The 20,115-nt window shown below is 71.4% G+C and carries 15 protein-coding genes; 8 read left to right on the plus strand and 7 right to left on the minus strand.

Annotated elements, in window-relative coordinates; genetic code table 11:
- On the plus strand, nt 1-1,186 hold a 1,186-nt coding region (locus tag ACQKIP_RS17150), incomplete at its 5' end, for a CDP-glycerol glycerophosphotransferase family protein (RefSeq protein WP_427743343.1).
- Nucleotides 1,183-2,364, plus strand: coding sequence for a glycosyltransferase (locus ACQKIP_RS17155; RefSeq protein WP_365857232.1), 1,182 nt, complete (start codon nt 1,183-1,185; stop codon nt 2,362-2,364). The genes ACQKIP_RS17150 and ACQKIP_RS17155, both read left to right, overlap by 4 nt.
- Before the next feature lies 1 nt (nt 2,365).
- On the opposite strand, the gene ACQKIP_RS17160 is transcribed toward ACQKIP_RS17155, so the two are convergent.
- The 6 genes from ACQKIP_RS17160 to ACQKIP_RS17185 form a co-directional block, all read right to left on the minus strand.
- Nucleotides 2,366-3,244, minus strand: a complete 879-nt coding sequence (locus tag ACQKIP_RS17160; RefSeq protein WP_365857235.1) for a class I SAM-dependent methyltransferase — start codon at nt 3,242-3,244, stop codon at nt 2,366-2,368.
- Nucleotides 3,245-3,281: 37 nt separating this feature from the next.
- A complete protein-coding gene (locus tag ACQKIP_RS17165) occupies nt 3,282-5,531 on the minus strand; it encodes a bifunctional glycosyltransferase/CDP-glycerol:glycerophosphate glycerophosphotransferase (RefSeq protein ID WP_365857237.1) in 2,250 nt (749 codons plus the stop codon).
- A 207-nt stretch (nt 5,532-5,738) separates the two neighbouring features.
- On the minus strand, nt 5,739-6,620 hold the full coding sequence (locus ACQKIP_RS17170; RefSeq protein ID WP_365857239.1) for a carbohydrate ABC transporter permease: 882 nt from the start codon (nt 6,618-6,620) through the stop codon (nt 5,739-5,741).
- Nucleotides 6,617-7,963, minus strand: coding sequence for a carbohydrate ABC transporter permease (locus ACQKIP_RS17175; RefSeq protein ID WP_427743346.1), 1,347 nt, complete (start codon nt 7,961-7,963; stop codon nt 6,617-6,619). Before ACQKIP_RS17175 ends, ACQKIP_RS17170 begins: the two co-directional genes overlap by 4 nt.
- A gap of 3 nt (nt 7,964-7,966) precedes the next feature.
- Nucleotides 7,967-9,361, minus strand: coding sequence for an ABC transporter substrate-binding protein (locus ACQKIP_RS17180; RefSeq protein WP_365857241.1), 1,395 nt, complete (start codon nt 9,359-9,361; stop codon nt 7,967-7,969).
- Between the two features lie 169 nt (nt 9,362-9,530).
- Nucleotides 9,531-12,722 (minus strand): FHA domain-containing protein, encoded by a 3,192-nt coding sequence (locus ACQKIP_RS17185; protein WP_365857243.1) that lies wholly within the window; start codon nt 12,720-12,722, stop codon nt 9,531-9,533.
- A 436-nt stretch (nt 12,723-13,158) separates the two neighbouring features.
- Here ACQKIP_RS17185 and ACQKIP_RS17190 point away from each other — a divergent pair, with 436 nt between their 5' ends.
- The 4 genes from ACQKIP_RS17190 (at nt 13,159) to ACQKIP_RS17205 (ending at nt 18,527) form a co-directional block, all read left to right on the plus strand.
- Nucleotides 13,159-14,817: a serine/threonine-protein kinase gene (locus ACQKIP_RS17190; RefSeq protein ID WP_365857245.1), complete on the plus strand. Its 1,659-nt coding sequence runs from the start codon at nt 13,159-13,161 to the stop codon at nt 14,815-14,817.
- 142 nt (nt 14,818-14,959) lie between these two features.
- Nucleotides 14,960-16,195 (plus strand): serine/threonine-protein kinase, encoded by a 1,236-nt coding sequence (locus ACQKIP_RS17195; RefSeq protein WP_365857247.1) that lies wholly within the window; start codon nt 14,960-14,962, stop codon nt 16,193-16,195.
- A gap of 291 nt (nt 16,196-16,486) precedes the next feature.
- Entirely contained in the window at nt 16,487-17,593 is a 1,107-nt protein-coding gene (prfB, locus tag ACQKIP_RS17200; RefSeq protein WP_361186807.1) for a peptide chain release factor 2, read from the plus strand.
- Nucleotides 17,594-17,864: 271 nt separating this feature from the next.
- Nucleotides 17,865-18,527, plus strand: coding sequence for an LPXTG cell wall anchor domain-containing protein (locus ACQKIP_RS17205; protein ID WP_365857249.1), 663 nt, complete (start codon nt 17,865-17,867; stop codon nt 18,525-18,527).
- A gap of 103 nt (nt 18,528-18,630) precedes the next feature.
- Here the strand turns inward: ACQKIP_RS17205 and ACQKIP_RS17210 are convergent, their stop codons facing one another.
- On the minus strand, nt 18,631-18,822 hold the full coding sequence (locus ACQKIP_RS17210; RefSeq protein ID WP_361186803.1) for a hypothetical protein: 192 nt from the start codon (nt 18,820-18,822) through the stop codon (nt 18,631-18,633).
- 240 nt (nt 18,823-19,062) lie between these two features.
- Between ACQKIP_RS17210 and ftsE the strand changes: the two genes are divergently transcribed.
- Together ftsE and ACQKIP_RS17220 are read left to right on the plus strand one after the other, a co-directional pair.
- Complete coding sequence (gene ftsE / locus ACQKIP_RS17215; protein ID WP_030788113.1) at nt 19,063-19,752, plus strand: cell division ATP-binding protein FtsE; 690 nt, start codon at nt 19,063-19,065, stop codon at nt 19,750-19,752.
- Nucleotides 19,753-19,782: 30 nt separating this feature from the next.
- On the plus strand, nt 19,783-20,115 hold a 333-nt coding region (locus tag ACQKIP_RS17220; protein WP_427743351.1), incomplete at its 3' end, for a permease-like cell division protein FtsX.

Below are 20,115 nucleotides of genomic sequence, written 5' to 3' on the forward strand. Positions count from 1 at the left end.
GGGCTCGGTGGTCTTCGAGAGCCACATGGGAGCGTGCTACGGCGACAGCCCGCGCGCCGTCCACCAGGAGATCACCGACCGTGGCCTGGGGCTGCGCTGCACCTGGTCGTACGCCGCTTCGCCCGACGGGTTCCCCGGCTCGGCCCGCCTCGTGCGCCGCTGGTCCTGGCGCTACCTGTGGGCCCTCGGCCGCGCCGAGTTCTGGATCGACAACCAGGGCTTCCCGCACGCCCTGGCCAAGCCGCGCCACACCACGTACCTCCAGACCTGGCACGGTTCCGCGTACAAGCGCATGGGCTTCGACGAGGCGCGCGTCAAGACGCAGAACGCCCCGCAGCGCCGGTGGCTCGCGGAGGCCGTCGACCGCTTCGACCACTTCCTGGTGCGCTCCGAGCACGACGTGAACACCCTGGCCCGCGCCTATGGCATCCCCGACGAGCGGCTGCTGCGCTGCGGCTACCCGCGCAACGACCGCCTGATCGCCGCGCGCGCCAGGGACGAGACCTCGGGCCGCTTCCCCCGCCCGGCCGTGGCCGCCGAACTCGGCATCCCCGACCACAAGACGGTGGTGCTGTACGCGCCGACGTTCCGCGGCGGCCCGCCCAAGAAGAACAAGGCGGTCCGACTGCCCCTCGACGTACGCAAGTTCGCGGACCGCTTCGGCGACACCCACGTCCTGCTTGTGCGGGCCCACTACATGGAGGCGGCAGCCCTGCCGGTCTGCCCGCCCGGCACCGTCGTCGACGTATCGGCCCACCACGACGTGAGCGAGTTGCTCTGCCTCGCCGACGTCCTGGTCACCGACTACTCGTCGATCATGTTCGACTTCGCCCTCCTCGACCGGCCGCTGGTGCACTTCGCGCCCGACCTCGACGCGTACGAGGCCGAGCGGGGCAGTTACTTCGCGCTGCGGGACGACGCGGGCGGGCCCGTCGTCGAGACGCAGGAGGAGCTGCTGCGCGTGCTCGCCACGCTGAAACAGACCGACGGCGCGTGGGCGGAGGCCAGAGGGGCGTTCGCGGCGCGGTTCGGCGCGTACGACCAGGGGCGGGCCGCGGCCGACGTGGTGGACGCGCTCTTCGGCGAGCGGCCCCGGAACACGCAGAAGCGGTCGAGCACGCAGCAGCAGTCCCGGAACACGCAGCAGCAGTCCCGGAAAACGCAGCAGCAGGGGGAGGGCGCATGACCACGACGATCGCCACCACGAAGACCGGCACCGCGGCGAAGAGCCGCGACCTCTTCCTCGTCGCCAACACCGTCGACGAACTCGGCGGCGTCACCGCCTGGGCCCACCAGATGGCCCGGCTCTTCCAGCGCAACGGCCACCGGGTGCACGTCATCGGCGTCCACGAGGCCGAGCTGAAACTGGCGCTGCCCGAGGACCGCGGCTACCCCGTGACCAGCCTCTACGAAGAGCACCCGCAGTCCCCGCGCCCGCCGCGCGGCCTCGGCCGCCTGAACGTGGTGGCGCGGCGCCGCGAATCGGTACGGATCGCCGCCAAGCGCCGCGTCGTGGACCGGCTCTCGGAGATCTTCCGCGCCGCACGCCCCGGCGCGGTCGCCGTCGTCACGCAGGTCTGGCCCATGGAGTGGATCAGGGAGGCCGACACCGCGGGCCTGCGCATCATCGGCATGAGCCACGAGTCGTACGCCTACACCCGCGCCTGCCACCGCTACCGCGCGGTCAAGCGCAGCTACCCCTCCGTGGACCGGTGGCTCGCGCTGACCCAGGAGGACGCCGACGACTGGATCATCGACGGCATGCACAACGTCGGCGCGATGCCCAACGCCCTCGCGCACCTTCCCGCCGTGCCCTCGCGGCGCGAGGCGAACGTGGTGTGCAGCATCGGCAGGCTCGCCGACCAGAAGGGCGTCGACATGCTCGTCGACACCTGGGCGCTCGTGGCCCCGCAGCGCCCCGACTGGACGCTGCGGATCTACGGCGCGGGGGCGGACGAGGCCGAACTCAAGCGGCAGTGCTCGCGGCTCGGGCTCGACGGTTCCGTGGAGTGGCGGGGGCGCACCAGCGATGTGCCGGGCGTGCTCGCCGAGAGCTCTCTGTTCGTGCAGTCGTCGCGCGGCGAGGGTTTTCCGCTGGCCCTGATGGAGGCGATGGCCAGCGCGGTGCCGTGCGCGGCGTTCGACTGCGCGCCGGGCGTCCGCGAGATCGTTCGCCATGGCGAGGACGGACTGCTTGCTCCTGCCGGTGATGTCGGGGCTCTGGCCGACCGCATCCTGCGGCTCACCGGCAACCCGCGGCTGCGGAACGCCATGGGGGAGCGGGCGCGGCTCAATGTGCAGAGATTCTCCGAGGCGCGGGTGCTTGAGCGCTGGGAGGCGTTGTTCGAGCTTTTGGAGCGTTGAGTCAAGAACGTCCCGAGCGTGCCAGCAGTGATGACAGCAGGCCCCTTGCCCGGCTTCCCGCCCCGGCGGCGGGCCTGTCCGGCAGCTGCGGGACGGGCTCGTTCGCGTGGCGTGAGGCCGGCTGCTCCGGGGATTTCGCCTTCTTGCCGCTGATGCGGATCATCGGGAAGCCCGCGACCTCCTCGGCGCCGTGCCACATGTCGTCCCGCTCCTTGAGGAACGCGGCGAGATCGGCGTGGATCTCGTCGTAGGCGCCCCACGTGCCGTAGAACTTCGTGGCCGTGATGCACAGCGGTTTGAGCCCGGCGCTTGCCACGGCGCCCCAGGTCGCCGCGGCCACGCCCGGACAGTGCTCGGCCCGGAAGTCGTCGAGCACCACGATCCCGTCCGTGCCCAGGAGTTCGCGGGCGGCGGCGATGTCCGCGTGGACGTGCTCGTACAGATGCGAGGCGTCGATGTGCACGAAGCGGCAGCTGTCCGCCGCCACGTGCGCGGTGATCCCGGAGGACGGCTCCTGGACGATCTGCGGCAGATCCTCGTGGAAGGAGCGGTAGTTGGCCTCGAAGGCGCGGCGCGTGAGCGTGGCGTACGAGCGGCCCATCTCGGCGGAGTTGGCCTTGTCGGGGGCGGGGGAGTCGAAGAGGTCGCAGACCGTGAACGTCTCGTCCGCGCGCAGGTACGTACCCATGAAGATGGCGCTCTTGCCCAGGTACGCGCCGAGCTCCACGAGGTCACCCCGCTGCGCCCGGTCGAGCTGACGGCCCAGGATCCAGTCGAAGAGCACCTGGTCGACGGGGTGGAACCAGCCCTTCACGTCGGAGAGGCCGCGCGGCCGGGGCAGCTGGTCGGTCGGGGACGTGGTGGCTGAGGCGTTCTGCATGTCTGGTCCCGGGGCTGGGGGGAGGAGGACGGTTCGGCTACGGGCGCGGAGCGGGCCGGGAGGCGTCGGCCCGCGGCAGCGGCTCGCCGGCCGCTCCCGCGGCCGGCACCGGGTGCCGGTCCGCGAGTGGCGCCACCGACGGTAGGCCCCCGGTCTCACCGAGCACCACATGCCTCACAACCCGTTCAGCGGCCCGACCGTCGTCGTACACGCAGAAGCGGTCTCGGAACGCCGCGCGCAGCTGCGCCGAGCGCGAGCCGCGCCAGTGCCCGGTGACGAAGATGTCGGTGAGTTCGTCCTGGTCGCGCGCGACGGCGCCGGGCGGGAACTCGCGCACGTCGAAGTAGGTCCCGCGGGCCGCCTCGTACGCCTGCTGGTCCTCGGCGTGCAGGACGACGGGGCGGTCGAGGTTGACGTAGTCGAACATCAGCGAGGAGTAGTCGGTGACCAGGGCGTCGGAGGCCAGGCAGAGCGACTCGACGCTGGGGTGGTCGGACACGTCGATCAGGCGGTCCGAGGAGGGGGCGAGGGGTGCCCCGTACGAGTGGTGGGCGCGGGTCAGGACGACGAAGCGCGGGCCGAGGTTGTGCAGCAGCCGCTCCAGGTCGAGGGAGCGCAGCTGGGTGTGGCGGTAGTCGCGGTGGGTGGGCGCGTAGAGGATGGCGGTGGTGCCGCGGGGGATGCCGATGGACTCGCGGATGCGGGCCACGTCGGCGGAGGTCGCCCGCTGGTAGATGTCGTTGCGCGGGTAGCCGTACTCCAGGGTCGTGAAGGAGGCGGGGAAGACGCGCTCCCAGATCAGGGTGGAGTGCCGGTTCGAGGACAGGACGTAGTCCCATTTGTCGGCGTTGCGCAGGAGGGCCGCGAAGTCCATGCCGCGGGCGGCGGCCGGGCGGTCCTGGAGGTCGAGGCCCATCAGCTTCAGGGGCGTGCCGTGCTGGGTCTGGATCATGACCTGGCCGCGGCGTTTGACGAGTCTTCGGTCGAAGTTCACGTTGTTGACCAGGTACTTGGAGCGGGCGAGCGCCGTCCAGTACGCGGCCGTGCCGGGGCGGAGCCTGCGGGTCGCCGTCGGCAGCGTGTGGTGGTGGGCCGGGTCGGCGATCCACGCGGTGCGGATGTGCGGGGCGTGCTCGCGCAGCGCGGCTTCCAGGGCGCCGGGGTTGCAGCCGTAGCCGCGCCCCCAGTACGAGGCGAAGACCGCGCGGTCGGCGCGCACCGGCAGGCACAGCTGGATGCGGTAGTGCAGCTGGAGGGCGGCGCCCTTGGTGCGGCGGCGCGCGGTGGCCGCGTACCGCCCGGCCCTGGTCCGCAGGCGCAGGGCCGTCCACAGGGTGCGGTAGGTGCGGTGGGTGCCCAGGCGCACCAGGCCGTGCCGCAGGCGGGTGCGGGGGCGCAGGCGGGCGCCGGGGGCGCGGTAGCGGCGGTAGTGGGTGCGGGCCTTGCGCAGGAACTCGGGGCGGCTGCCGCGCGGGAGGCGGTCGCGCTTGGTGAAGACGGTGGTGAGGTGGTCGACCATCCGCCGGAAGAGGAGGGAGCGCCAGGCGAGCGAGAGCTCCGGGTGCTGGTCGAGGAACGCGAAGACCCGCTCGTACTGCTCGAAGATGTCGAAGTGCCGGCGGGTGGTGGTGCGCAGGATGCTGCCGCGGCGGCGCTGGAGGTAGTGCACGCAGACCCGGTCGAGGGTGGCGATGGTGCCCGCCTTCATCAGGACCGGGTAGGTCCAGGGCGTGTCCTCGTAGAGGCCGGGCGGGAAGGTGAAGGCCTCGCGCTCGATGAAGTCGCGGCGGTACGCCTTGTTCCAGGCGACCATCAGGAGCCTGAGGAGGCCGGGTCTCTCGCTCAGCGGGAAGGCGGTGCTGCCGTCTTCCTTCAGGAGGCCCGCGAACTGGTTGCGGACCGCCTCGCCCGACCAGAACGTGCGCGCGTAGTCGTAGATCAGGACGTCCGGCTCGTCCGTCTCCTTGATGCGGTCGGAGATCGCGTGCAGGGAGTCCGGTGTGAGGGTGTCGTCGCTGTCCAGGAAGATCAGGTAGTCGCCGGTGGCGTGCTCCATGCCCGCGTTGCGCGCCCTGCCCAGGCCGACGTTCTCCGTGAGGTGGACGGCCGTCACGCGGGTGTCACGGGCCGCGCACTCGTCGATGAGGGCGCCGCACGCGTCGGGCGAGCAGTCGTCGACCACGATCAGTTCCAGGTCCGTGAACGACTGGCGCAGCACCGATTCAAGGCATGCGTGCAGATATGCCTGCACCTTGTACACGGGCACGATGACACTGAACCGGGGCAAGGCACATCCATGGGTCGACGCGGGCATACTGCCCGAAAACGCCCCGGCGGCCGGTCGGGTTACGTCGAACGAGGCATACGGGGGATGCGGGGGAGCGGACGCGGGTGAGGCGGCCCCCGGTCGGAGGCCGCCTCACCCGTCGAACATATGAGCCCGTACGGCGGATGCCGTCGGGGACTTGTCTCCCGGCCGCGTCACCTGCCCGCGTTACTTGACCGCGCCCGCCATCACGCCGGACACGAACTGCCGCTGGAAGGCGAAGAACACGGCCAGCGGGATCACCATCGAGATGAACGCGCCGGGCGCCAGGATCTGCACGTTGTCGCCGAAGGACCGCACCTGCTGCTGGAGCGCGACCGTGATCGGCGGGCTCTCGGAGTCGGCGAAGATCAGCGCGATCAGCATGTCGTTCCAGACCCAGAGGAACTGGAAGATGCCGAGCGAGGCGATCGCGGGTGCGCCGAGCGGCATCACCACCCGGAAGAAGAGCCGCAGTTCACCGGCGCCGTCCAGGCGGGCGGCCTCCAGGAGTTCGCGGGGGATCTCCGCGAAGAAGTTCCGCAGGAGGAAGATCGCGAACGGCAGGCCGAAGGCCACGTGGAAGACGACCACGCCGATCGTCGTCTCGAAGATCCCGATCGCGCCGAAGATCTTCGAGACGGGAAGCAGTGCCACCTGTACGGGGACCACGAGCAGCCCGACGACCCCGAGGAACCACCAGTCGCGGCCCGGGAACTCCATCCACGCGAAGGCGTATCCGGCCAGCGACCCGATGATCACGACGAGCAGTGTCGCCGGGACGGTGATCATGATGCTGGACAGGATCGAGTCGGTGATCGTCTCGTCCTTGAGGAGGTTCGTGTAGTTGTCCAGGGTCATCTGGGACGGCGCGCTGAAGACCTTCCACCAGCCGCTCTCGGCCATGTCCTCGGAGGTCCGCAGCGAGCCGAGCAGCAGCCCGACCGTCGGCACCAGCCAGAACAGCGCCACGACGACGAGGAAGACGCGTACGGCGGTGCCGCTCAGGACGGACGCGATCCGCCCCCCGAGCGACCGCTCGGCCTTCACCGCTTCGACTTGGGTGGTCATCGTCGTCCTTCCCGCCGAAGTCGCCGGACGTTAAAAAGCATCACCGGGATCACGAGGAGGAAGAGCAGTACGGCGATCGCGCTCGCCACGCCCGAATCCTTGTCGAGGAACGCGGAGTTGTAGAGCTGGAGCGCCAGGACGTTCGCGTCGTCCTTCGACGAGTTCGGCGGGATGATGAAGATCAGGTCGAAGATCTTCAGTACGTTGATCATCAGCGTGACCGCCACCACCGCGAGGACGGGGGCGAGGATCGGCACCGTGATCCTGCGGAACACCTGCCATTCGTTGGCGCCGTCCACGCGCGCCGCCTCCAGGAGTTCACGCGGCACGCTCGCGAGACCGGCCGCGATCAGGACCATCGCGAAGCCCACCCAGATCCACAGGTACGAGCCGATGACCGCGGGCGTGATGAGGGAGGGGCCGAGCCAGTCCACGCCGTTGTACGGCTCGCGGAAGTTCGACGCGGGGAAGCGCAGCTGCGCCCCGTCGGCCTCCTTGGGGAGCGCGAAGGTGCCGTCGGCCGCCGCTTCGGCGGTCGCCACCACCTTGCCGTCCTTGACCGCCTGGATCTTGATACCGGCATAGCCGAACTCGGCCTTGTCCGGGGCGTTCACCTCGCCCCGGCCCTTGCCCCGCGTGAAGTCCTGCCACGCCGTGCCGGTGACCTTGTCGGGGTCCGGCTTCGCGGCGGCGGCGGACTCGGCGCCGTCCGGCATGTTGTCCGGCGCGACACCGGTCAGCGGCAGCACCACCGGAGTGCCCGCGCTCACCGGCTTTCGCGTGATGAAGGCGCCGCCGGCCGCCGCCTTCAGCGGCGACTCCGTACTGGGATGCGCCTGCGGGAAGGCGGACGACTCGTTGAACGTGTCGTGCACCCCCACCATGACGGCGTTGGCGACACCCCGGTCGGGGTCCGACTCGTACACGAGCCGGAAGATGATGCCGGCCGCCAGCATAGAGATGGCCATCGGCATGAAGATGACCAGCTTGAACGCCGTTCCCCAGCGGATCCGTTCGGTGAGCACGGCGAAGATCAGGCCGAGCCCCGTCGCCAGGGTCGGGGCGACGACGATCCAGATCGCGTTGTTCTTGACCGCGGTGAGGATGGTGTCGTCCGTGAACAGCGTCTTGTAGTTGCCGAACGCCGTGAAGTCGCCCGACTTGTCGAAGAAGCTGCGGAAGACGGAGTACCCGATGGGGTACAGGACCAGAGCGCCGAGCAGCACCAGGGCGGGCAGCAGGAAGAGCACCGCCATGCCCTTGCGCGTGCCGGTCACGCTCTTGCGGCGGGGGGCCGGGGGCAGCACCGCATCGGGCGCGCCCCCGGCGTTCGCGGACGCCACCGCTCAGTCCTTGTAGGCCGCGGCGGCAGACGTCTCCAGCGCCTTCTGCGTGCCCTCGACGTCCTTCGGGTTCGTCAGGAAGTCCTGCAACGCCTTCCACTCGCCCTTGCCGGGGGTGCCGCCGAAGGCCTGCGGGGCCTGGTCGGACATGTCGAAGCGGATGTCGTCGCCCGCCGCGATCAGCGCCTTGGCGATGCTCCGCTGCACGTCGTTCGGGTACGCCGCCAGGTCGAGGCTCTTGTTCGGCGACACGAAGCCGCCCGCCTCCGCCCAGATCTCGGCCGAGTCCGGCGAGGCGAGGTAGGTGAGCAGTGCCTGGGCGCCCTTGCTGTCCTTCAGGGCCACCGCCGCGTCACCGCCGACCACCGCGGGGGAGTCGTCGCCGACCGCGGGGAACGGGAACACCTTGGCGTCGGTGCCTATCTCGGCCTTCGTCTCCGAGATCGGCAGCGAGACCATGTCGCCCTCGAAGACCATGCCCGCCTTGGGCTGGTCGCCGCCGGTGAAGGTCTGCTTGACCGATGCGGGGAACTCGGTCTGCAGCGCGCCCTTGGCGCCGCCCGCGACGAAGCCCTTCGTGCCGAAGACCTCGCCGAGCGTGGTCAGCGCCTCCTTCACGGAGGGGTCCGTCCACTTGATCTCGTGCTTGGCGAGCTGGTCGTACTTCTCCGGGCCCGCCTGCGAGAGGTAGATGTTCTCGAACCAGTCGGTGAGGGTCCAGCCGTCGGCGCCCGCGACCGAGATCGGCGGTACGCCGGAGTCGTACACCGTCTGGGCCGTCTTCATGAAGTCGTCCCAGGTCTTGGCGGCCTTGGCGCCCGCGTTGTCGAAGACCTGGGTGTTGTACCAGACAAGCGACTTGTTGGCGGCCTTGAAGTACACGCCGTACTGCTTGCCGTCGACGGCGCCGAGGTCCTGCCAGCCCTTCGCGTAGTTCTTGTCGAGCTGCTTCTGCGCCTCGGGTCCGACGGGCTTGGCCCACTTGTTCTGCACGGCCTGCTCGATCGCGCCGACCTGCGGAAGCATCGCGACGTCCGGCGGCGCGCCGCCCGCGACCTTCGACTCCAGGAAGCTGATGATCGGGTCCTGGGCGGGTACGAAGGTGACCTTGGCCCCGGTCCGCTTCTCGAACTCGTCGAGAACCTTGAGGAAGACCTTCCGCTCCGAGCCGCCCCATACGGCGGCGACGGACACGGTCTGCCCGTCCAGCTTGGGCAGTTCGACCGCGGCGGCGCTCTCCTTGCCGCCGCCCTTGTCCCCGCCGTCCCCGTCGTCGTCTCCGTCGCCGCCGCATGCGGTGACGGAGAGCGCGAGCGCGCCCGCGACGAAGGCCGCGGCGAATTTGGCGGTGGTACGCCGGTGGTGCGGTGCCCTGCGTGTACGAAGAGTGCTGCGCATCACTGCCCCGTTCTCATCCCTGGCGAGTCCGTGCGGCCTGTCTACGCCCGCCCGGGGAGAGGCGGCAAGAGCGCCAACCATGACAACTGGGTGATCGTGATGGCGTTGTGACGTGCCGTCATGACCTGGGAGTCGTAGCCAGGCGCCCGGCTACGGCAGCGATGCAGAGCTACAAAAGGGACGGCACCTGATCCGCGGCAACGGATCGGGCGGCCCGCTCCAGCGCGCTGGCGAGCAACGCCAAGTCGGTCGGACCGTTGCCGAGTTCACGGACGGGCCGCCGCGCCGGCGGATCCCCCATCCGCTCCCACTCCAGCGGAACGACGGTGGGCCGCAGCGTGGACGTACGCGGAATGCGCCCGGTGACCCGCCCCGCCTGGAAGGGACTCACCCGCCCCTCGGCGGTACGCAGCTCCCCGCGGCCGGGGGCAGGCTCCTCCGGTCCCGGAGCAACGGCGTCCAGCGCGACCCGCAGCGCGGCCCGCCGCCCCAGCTCGGTCCCGGGGGTCCGCTCACCGCTCGCGGTGGTGGCAATCAGATGGACCCCGAGCCGCTCCCCGTCCCTGGCCACGGCTTCGAGCGCCCGCACGACGGACCCCGCGGCAGGCCGCCCCGGCGACCCGAGGGCGGGCGAAAGCAGCGCGTCGAAGTCGTCGACGAGCACGACGAGCCGAGGCAGCGGAGGCCCCGGCTCGATCCCCTTGCGCGCGGCAGCCGCAGGCCGCAGCCGCATCGTGGAACTCGGCGGCGCCTCAAGATCACCCGCGCCGCCGTCTGCGATCCCGCCGACCCCGCTGATCAAGGCGCCCCCGCCGGCAGCTGCCTGCGCATGCCACTCCGCGAACCCGAGCCGCCCCAGCAGCTCGGCACGCCGCTTCAGCTCGGCGGTCAGGGACTGGGCGAACTCCCGCATGCGCACGGGGTCGTTGGCGGCGAGATGCGTCGTGACATGCGGCAGGTCCATACAGACCGCGAGGCCTTCGACCAGCCGTATGTTCGCTCCGTTCGTCCCGCTGCCCCCGCTCCCGGTGCTGTCCCGTCCGTCGATCAGGACCATGCCGAGCCGGTCGGGCCGCTCCGCAGCGGCCAGCGAGGCGGCGATGGAGCGCAGCAGTTCCGTACGGCCGCTCCCCGAAGGGCCCTCGGCCAGGACATGCGGGCCCTCGGCGGCGAGGTCCATGACCACAGGCCCGCGCGGCCCCGCCCCGAGCACGGCCCAGGCCCGCCCGCCCAGCGCCTCCGCGTCGTCGGCCGCGGCGGCCCACCGCGCCATCAGGGACGCGGGGGTGGCCCGGGCGAGCCCCAACTCGTCGAGCAAACGCGCCATTTGAGGCAATGGGGCGGACACGCGCGCGTGCCCGTCGCCGGGCGCCCCGTCCGTACGGAAAGGCGCCAGGGCGCGGGCGAACCGCTCGGCCCAGGCCTGAGACACCGCGTCCACCGCGGCGACCGTGCCGTGCCCGGCGGGTTGCCCGTCCACGGTGCGCAGCAGCCGCAGCGCGGTGGCCACGTCGCCGCTGAGCAGCGCGACGGCGCCGCACGCGCGGAAGGCCGGCGACACGGAGCAGGCGGCTTCATACGTGGCGGAGACCGGCGACGCGGGTGACGCGGCGGGCGTCTCCGCCAGGCAGACGACATGGATCCCGGCGTCGGCCCCTTCGCGCGCGAGGCGCGCCACGGCTTCCCGCAGCCCGGCGGAGCCGGGATCGCCGTCCACCACGACCACGGCGCGGGGCCCGGCGTCGAGGAGGCCGTCGCCGGCGCTGTCGGCGGCTGCGGCGGACGCCTTGTCCGCCGCGTGGTCGTCGAGGCGCCGCAGCAGCTCGTCGGTGCGGGCGGTGGCCTGCTCGCGGTCGTAGGCAAGGAGGAGACGGCAGTCCTGGCCGTGCGTGGGCCGCAGATGCGGGAGCCAGCCGAGCCAGGACCACTCGGCAGTGCGTTCCTGGACGGGCCGTGCCCGGTCCGTGCTGAGCAGCACGATCTCCAGGGCGTCGGGGGAGTGCATGGCTGCGAGCTGGGCGACGACGGCACGGGCGAGCCCCGTGAGCCGCCCGCGCGGTCCCGCGAGGCCGAGCGCCCCCGCCTCGCGCAGGCTGACCGTCACGGGGACGGCGGGCAGCAGTCCGCGCTCGTCCGGGGCCGTGCGGTCGACCGTGCCGAGCCGGACCGCGAGGGCCTCGGGGTGGCCGGGGCCGCGTTCCCAGAGCCGGGGGCCGGGGCCGAGCGCGGTGAGCAGCAGGGCCGCGGGATCGGGCCAGGACTCCGGGGTCCGCGCGGCTGCGGCCACCGCGAGGTCCTCGGGGGTGGGTCCCGCCGGTTGCGGGGAGACGGTGTGGCTCCCCGTCCCGTACGGATCGTCTTCGGGGCCGTCCGGGCCGTACTCCTCGTCGCGGGCGCCCGTGAGCCGCCGGGCCCAGGCCGAGAGGCCGCCGCGCCTGCGGAGGTTGCGGGGCACGGTCGTCCCGCGCGCGGGGGTGCCGGTGCGGGTGCTCTCGGCGTCCGGGGCGCCGCCCTGCTGGGGCACGACCGGGGCATCGGCGAAGGATGGCTGGCCGTACGCCCCCTCCGTTGCGTATGACGTGCCCCGGCCGCCGTCACCCGCGCCGGGAAAGGCGGCGGAGCCGTACGCGTGGTGGGTGCCGCCGGAGGGTGCGGGCCCCTCTTCCGGGAGAGTGTTCCGGGGGGCGTCGCCGCTCGCGGTGACCCGCACGCGCACGTGCCCCTCGCCGTCCGGCGCCGTGGCCAGCGTGCCGCCCGTCCCGTCCCCGGCGGTCAGCCGCAGCGCGGACTCGCCCAGGCGCAGCAGGGAGCCGGGGGCCAGGCGCACCGGGCGGTCGGTGATGTCGCGGCCGTCCACCGTCGTGCCGTTCGTGGAGCCCAGGTCCGTGACGGTGACCTGGCCGTCCGGGGCGAGCGTCACCGCGCAGTGCAGCCGCGAGACGTCCGGGTCGTCCAGCGGGACGTCCGCGTCGGCGGAGCGGCCCACGCGGATCTGGCCGCCGTGCAGGAGGTGCACCCCGCCCGCGTCGGGTCCCGCGACCACGTGCAACTGGGCGGCGGCCGAGGCCGGTTCGGGGCCGGGCTCGGCGGGGGAGCCGAGCGAGAGCACCGCTCCGTCGATCAGCGGGGGCTCCCCGACGGTGCAGCGCTGGGCGTCGAGGCGCTCCGACTCCGCGTACAGGACGACGGGTCCTTCGCCGCCCGCGACGGCAGCCGCGAGGCCCGATGCGACGGTGGCGAGCGCGGTTCCGGCAGGGGCGGTGACCAGCACGTCGCAGGCGCCGCGCGGCACGGCAGGGCGGCCTTCGGACTCGGCGGTCTGGCCGCTGCGCGGCCCGAGGACGGTCAGCCGGATCTGCATCGCCGTCAGCGGTCCCTTCTGCCCTTGCCGCCGGGCACGGGGACTCGCGCTGTACTCGCGCTGTGATTCCCCCCACCGCACACGGCCACGTCGGCCAGTAACAAGAAGGCATCTTCGCACCTGCCACTGACAACACGCCCGGCGGCCACCATTAAGTGATCTTGATTGGTCGGCTCTGCTCGGAAAAGTGCCTGCTTGAACCGTTGCGATCGCCCGTCATCGCATCGTGACGAAGGTCAATTCGACGCCCATCGGCAACCAACGTCCACACTGGAGCGTCTTTCCACCGAACAGCTATCCGGTCACCCGGCGACCGGGTCGGAATGAGACCGGCCGGTGCCCCGTTCGGCGGCACTACAGTGGGTCGGAACATCTTCCGGCGGGTAGCCGGGTCCCGACAGACCAGCCAGATCAGCAGATCAGCAGGGAGCATGACGTGCGGCCGGTAGGCAGCAAGTACCTGCTCGAGGAGCCGCTCGGGCGCGGCGCCACGGGCACCGTCTGGCGAGCCCGCCAGCGCGAGACCGCAGGTGCGGAAGCAGCGGTTCCCGGCCAGCCCGGCGAGACCGTCGCGATCAAGGTTCTCAAGGAGGAGCTCGCCAACGACGCGGACATCGTGATGCGCTTCCTGCGCGAGCGATCAGTCCTGCTCAGGCTCACGCACCCGAACATCGTGCGGACCCGCGACCTGGTCGTCGAGGGGGAGCTCCTCGCCCTGGTCATGGACCTGGTCGAAGGCCCCGACCTGCACCGCTACCTCCGCGAGAACGGCCCGTTCACGCCGGTCGGGGCGGCCCTGATGACCGCCCAGATCGCCGACGCCCTCGCCGCGAGCCATGCGGACGGAGTCGTGCACCGGGACCTCAAGCCCGCGAACGTCCTGCTCAAGCAGGACGCCGACGGCTCGCTGCACCCGATGCTCACCGACTTCGGCATCGCGCGCCTCGCCGACTCGCCGGGCCTGACCCGCACCCACGAATTCGTCGGCACGCCCGCGTACGTGGCGCCCGAGTCCGCCGAGGGCCGCCCGCAGACCAGCGCCGTCGACATCTACGGCGCGGGCATCCTGCTGTACGAGCTCGTCACCGGCAGCCCGCCCTTCGGCGGCGGCTCGGCCCTCGAAGTGCTCCACCAGCACCTGAGCGCCGAACCGCGCCGCCCCTCGACGGTCCCGGACCCGCTGTGGACGGTCATAGAACGCTGCCTCAGCAAGAACCCCGACCACCGCCCCAGCGCCGAGAACCTCGCGCGCGGCCTGCGGGCCGTCGCGGACGGCGTGGGCGTGCACGCGTCCAGCGCGCAGATCGCCGCGGCGGAGGGCGTGGGCGCCCTCCTCATGCCCGACCCGGATCCCGCCATGGTGCCGGGCACGCCCGGAGCCGCCGATCCCACCCAGGTGCTCCCGAACAACGCGGGGTCCTACGACCCGAACGCCGCGACGAGCGTCATGCAGAACACCGGCTCCGGGCACGGCGACGCCGACCCGACGTCGGTGCTGCCCAGCGGCGGCCGCGGCGCCGCCGACCCGACGGCCGTCATGCCGCCGGTGCCTCCGAACCAGCCCGGCGGCGACCCGAACGACCCGCATCCCTGGCAGAACCAGATGCGGGCGGCCCGCGACCGCAACGAACAGACGCAGGTCCAGTCGTACGTCGACCCGAACCAGGACCCGCTGCGCCGCCGCCCCCAGCGCCAGGTGGCCCGCCCGCAGCAGCAGCCGCAGCGCGCCCAGCAGTACGCGCCGCAGCAGCAGCGTCCCCCGCAGCGCCAGCAGTACGCACCGCAGCAGCAGCCCCAGCACCAGCCGCAGCAGTACGCGCCGCCGCAGCAGACCCCGCCCCAGCAGCCGCCCGCCGGACGGCCGCCGCGCGAGCCCAGGCAGCGGAGCTCGAACCCGAACCGGATGAAGATCCCGGGTCTGGGCTGCCTCAAGGGGTGCCTCTTCACGCTCGTCATCCTCTTCGTGGCGAGCTGGCTCGTCTGGGAGCTGAGCCCGCTCCAGGAGTGGATCGGCACGACGAAGGGCTACTGGGAGCAGCTGACGGACTGGTACGACACGGTCGCCGGCTGGATGGGCAAACTGAACGGCAAGTAGCGGCTCCGCGGTCAGCGGTGGGCGAATCCCCTCCCGACTCTGGGGATTTGTCGACACCTGGCGGGTGATTTCTGCTCCTGGAGTGAAGGTTGGCGGCAAGGCCGCGTAGCTTTGTCGCCAACACGCATCCGTAGGAGCAGTCTTGGCACGCAAGATCGGCAGCCGGTACACCGCCCACCAGATCCTCGGGCGGGGCAGCGCCGGCACGGTGTGGCTCGGCGAGGGACCCGAGGGGCCCGTCGCCATCAAGCTGTTGCGCGAGGACCTGGCGTCCGACCAGGAGCTCGTCGGCCGCTTCGTCCAGGAGCGCACGGCTCTGCTCAGCCTCGACCACCCGCGCGTGGTGGGCGTCCACGACCTGGTGGTCGACGGCAACGACCTCGCCCTGGTCATGGACCTGGTGCGGGGCACTGACCTGCGCACCCGCCTCGACCGTGAGCGGCGCCTGGCCCCGGAGGCCGCGGTGGCGATCGTCGCCGACGTGGCGGACGGCCTCGCGGCGGCGCACGCGGCGCAGATCGTGCACCGTGACGTGAAGCCGGAGAACGTCCTGCTGGACATGCAGGGACCGCTGGGCCCCGGCGGCTCGCACCCCGCGCTCCTCACGGACTTCGGCGTCGCCAAGCTGATCGACTCCCCGCGCCGCACCCGCGCGACGAAGATCATCGGTACGCCGGACTACCTCGCCCCGGAGATCATCGAGGGCCTGCCGCCGCGGGCGGCCGTCGACATCTACGCACTCGCCACCGTCCTGTACGAGCTTCTGGCGGGCTTCACGCCCTTCGGCGGCGGGCACCCCGGAGCGGTCCTGCGCCGGCACGTCACGGAAACGGTTGTGCCGCTGCCCGGCATCCCGGACGAGCTCTGGCAGCTGATGGTCCAGTGCCTGGCCAAGGCCCCGGCGTCCCGGCTGCGCGCCTCGGAGCTCGCGGCGCGCCTGCGGGAGCTCCAGCCGCTGGTGGCGGGTATGCCGCCGCTCGACGTGGACGAGCCGGACACGGAGGCGCCCGCCGAGGAGGCGGAGGAGGAGCCCGCGCCGGAGCCCGCGCCGGGTGCGCCGCGCCGCGGAGCCGTCCCCCTCGTCCCCGGGTCGTCCCCCGACTCGAACCGCGACACCCACACCTCCATGCGCGTCCCCGGCCCCGACGAGCTCGCCGGAGGCGCCCGTGGCACGGCCCGCGCCCCCCGCGCGTCCGGTGCGGCCCGTCCCGGCTCGGCCCGCCACCGCGCCTCCGCCCGCCGCCGCAGGATCACGCTCGGCGTGGCGGGAGCGGTCCTGGTGGCCGCGGCAGGCATCGGCACCTGGGCCGCCACAAGCGGCGACGACGCCGATGCGGGCCCTCAGGACACCAACAACTCCTCCCCCTCGACGCCGTAGCCCCCGCCCCGCGCGTCCGCCCCTTGTCTGTGCCCACCCTGGTCCGGCGCGAAGCGCCGGGACAGGACCAGCCCAAGCCGACGCGCAGACGCACGAGACAGGAACGGAACCCAAGCTGCCCTTGGGCCCACGCACGAGACAGGGCCGGCCCGAGCCGCAGCCGGCAGGCGGGCCGGGCCGGAGTGGTCCGAGCGGCTGCGGGGCCCGCAGGGCCGGGTGCCGGGGGCCGGAGGGTTCCGCACCCCGGGCCGGGAGGCCGGACCGCTTGCGTGCAGCCGTTAGGCTGGTCCCGTGGCAGTCGTCGATGTATCCGAAGAGCTCAAGTCCCTCTCCTCGACCATGGAGTCGATCGAGGCCGTCCTGGACCTCGACAAGCTGAGGGCAGACATCGCTGCGCTCGAGGAGCAGGCGGCCGCGCCGTCCCTCTGGGACGACCCGGAAGCGGCCCAGAAGATCACCAGCAAGCTGAGCCACCTCCAGGCGGAGGTGCGCAAGGCCGAAGCGCTCCGCGGTCGCATCGACGACCTCAGCGTGCTCTTCGAGATGGCCGAGGAGGAGGACGACCCGGACACCCGCGCCGAGGCCGAGACCGAGCTCACGGCCGTCAAGAAGGCGCTGGACGAGATGGAAGTCCGCACTCTCCTCTCCGGGGAGTACGACGCCCGTGAGGCGCTCGTCACCATCCGCGCGGAGGCCGGTGGCGTCGACGCCTCCGACTTCGCCGAGAAGCTCCAGCGCATGTACCTGCGCTGGGCCGAGCGCCACGGCTACAAGACGGAGCTCTACGAAACCTCGTACGCGGAAGAGGCCGGCATCAAGTCGACCACCTTCGCCGTCCAGGTCCCGTACGCCTACGGAACCCTCTCGGTCGAGCAGGGCACGCACCGCCTGGTCCGCATCTCGCCCTTCGACAACCAGGGCCGCCGCCAGACCTCCTTCGCGGGCGTCGAGATCCTGCCGGTCGTCGAGCAGACCGACCACATCGAGATCGACGAGTCCGAGCTGCGCATCGACGTCTACCGCTCGTCGGGCCCCGGCGGCCAGGGCGTGAACACGACCGACTCCGCGGTCCGCCTGACGCACATCCCGACCGGCATCGTCGTCTCCTGCCAGAACGAACGCTCGCAGATCCAGAACAAGGCGAGCGCGATGAACGTCCTCCAGGCCAAGCTCCTCGAGCGCCGCCGCCAGGAGGAGCAGGCGAAGATGAACGCCCTCAAGGGAGACGGCGGCAATTCCTGGGGCAACCAGATGCGGTCGTACGTCCTGCACCCGTACCAGATGGTCAAGGACCTGCGCACGGAGTTCGAAGTGGGCAACCCCGAGTCCGTCTTCAACGGCGAGATCGACGGTTTCCTGGAAGCGGGAATTCGCTGGCGCAAGCAGCAGGAGAAGTAAGCGCCGCTTTATCGACAAGGCAACTGCCGCCCAATGGGCGGCAGTTGCCTTTTACGTCACAGTCACATCTCCGTAGGCCGGTCAACTGCCGTTATTTCCGACATCGCAGGCGCAACGACCTTGACGATGCTCCGGAAACTGGAAAGGCTAGCGAGCGGCATGCGTATCTCTGGGGCGCGTGTGATCTGTGGGGGCGGATTTCGGCGCTCCCGACGAACGCAGTCCCGGGCGCTGCCTCACTGACGATTCAGCTACTGGGGGTAGCAGCCAGATGACCAAGAAGACGCGGATCCGCGTAGCGCGCATAGCGGCCGGAGCGGTGATCGCCGCCGGTGCTTCGCTGACCGCCGCCGGTGCCGCCTCGGCCCTCGACGTCGGTGTCGACCTCGGCGGCGCGAGCGCCAGCGCCAGCGCCGACGAGAACGGCATCGGTGTCGACGTCGGCATCGGCGAGGACGAGCCGACCGAGGACCCCACGGAGATCCCGACGGAGCCCACCGAGGACCCGACGGAGCCGACCGAGGAGCCCACGGAGCCCACCGAGGAGCCGACCGAGCCCACCGAGGAGCCCACGGAGCCCACCGAGGACCCGACGGACCCCGGTACCGAGGACCCGACGGACCCGAGCACGCCCACCGAGGGCCCCAGCGACCCCGGTAACGGCAACGGAACCGGCGGCAACGGAACCGGCGGCAACGACAACGACCCCGACGGCGGCTCCAACCCCGTCGAGCAGGGCAAGGGCAAGGACAGCCTGACCGACACGGGCTCCGCCCCGGTCGAGCAGGGTGACAAGGCCGACAAGGGCGAGCTCGCCGAGACGGGCGCCGCCGAGACCACGTTCCTGCTGATCGGCGCCGCGACGATGATCGCCGGCGGCATCGGCTTCCGCGTTCTGCCGCGCTTCGTCGGCAACCGCGGCGCCGCTGCCTGATAGCAGGCACCGGCACCACACAGCACGGCACGACATGAAGGAAGGGCCCGGAGCAGCCAGCTCCGGGCCCTTCCTGCGTCCTTGCGCGCGCCTGTGGGGCGCGCTAAGCGGTCTGGTGCGCCAGCAGGGCCACCGCCGCTATCAGCACGACGAGCACCCCTATCAGAGCCGCAGGGCTGAGGCCGCCGAACGGCCCCTCTTGCTGCATGCGCTCGCGATTGGCCCGGCACACGGGGCAGCGGCCTTCGCTCACGGGCGCCGCGCAGTTCGCGCACACCAACCTGTCGTAGGTCATGCGCTCCTCCTCCCGCACAGTCACAGCCTGCCCAACGCTAGGGGGAACTCAACCGTTCCCCCTACCACTGTGCCAGCTTCCACGAGTTTCGGCGCGGCCCGCCCGTCCTCGTCGGTTTCCGGCTGTTACGTTCCGTGGTATATCCGCGACAATTCGCGCAACTCAGGACGCTGACTGCGCTCTCGTACCGGCTTCGCGTATGGTCACGCTCACCTACCCCCGGCGACCCGTGGTGCATCCGTGATCCGATTCGACAACGTCTCCAAGGCCTACCCCAAGCAGACCCGGCCCGCCCTCCGGGATGTCTCTCTGGAGATCGAGAAGGGCGAGTTCGTCTTCCTGGTGGGCTCCTCCGGCTCCGGAAAGTCCACCTTCCTGCGGCTGGTCCTGCGCGAGGAGCGCACCAGCCACGGCCAGGTGCACGTCCTCGGCAAGGACCTCGCGCGCCTCTCCAACTTCAAGGTGCCGCACATGCGGCGCCAGTTGGGCACCGTCTTCCAGGACTTCCGTCTCCTTCCGAACAAGACCGTCGGCGAGAACGTCGCCTTCGCGCAGGAGGTCATCGGCAAGTCCCGCGGCGAGATCCGCAAGTCCGTGCCCCAGGTCCTCGACCTCGTCGGCCTCGGCGGCAAGGAGGACCGGATGCCCGGCGAGCTCTCCGGCGGTGAGCAGCAGCGGGTGGCGATCGCGCGAGCCTTCGTCAACCGCCCCAAGCTCCTGATCGCCGACGAGCCGACCGGCAACCTCGACCCGCAGACGTCGGTCGGCATCATGAAGCTGCTCGACCGGATCAACCGGACCGGCACGACCGTCGTCATGGCGACCCACGACCAGCAGATCGTGGACCAGATGCGCAAGCGGGTCATCGAGCTGGAGAAGGGCCGTCTCGTCCGCGACCAGTCGCGCGGCGTTTACGGCTACCAGCACTGACGACCCGTACTGATCCACTGAAAGGACGCCATGCGCGCCCAGTTCGTCCTGTCGGAGATCGGCGTCGGTCTCCGCCGTAATCTCACGATGACCTTCGCGGTCGTCGTCTCCGTGGCCCTCTCGCTCGCCCTGTTCGGCGGCTCGCTGCTCATGCGTGACCAGGTGAGCACGATGAAGGGCTTCTGGTACGACAAGGTCAACGTCTCGATCTTCCTCTGCAACAAGGCCGACGCGGAGCAGGACCCGAAGTGCGCCAAGGGCGCCGTCACGAACGAGCAGAAGGAACAGGTCAAGGTCGACCTGGACAAGATGCCCGTCGTGGACAAGGTCGAGTACGAATCGGCCGACGAGGCCTACAAGCAC

It is taken from the genome of Streptomyces sp. NPDC059900 (assembly GCF_050270335.1).
GTDB lineage: Bacteria > Actinomycetota > Actinomycetes > Streptomycetales > Streptomycetaceae > Streptomyces.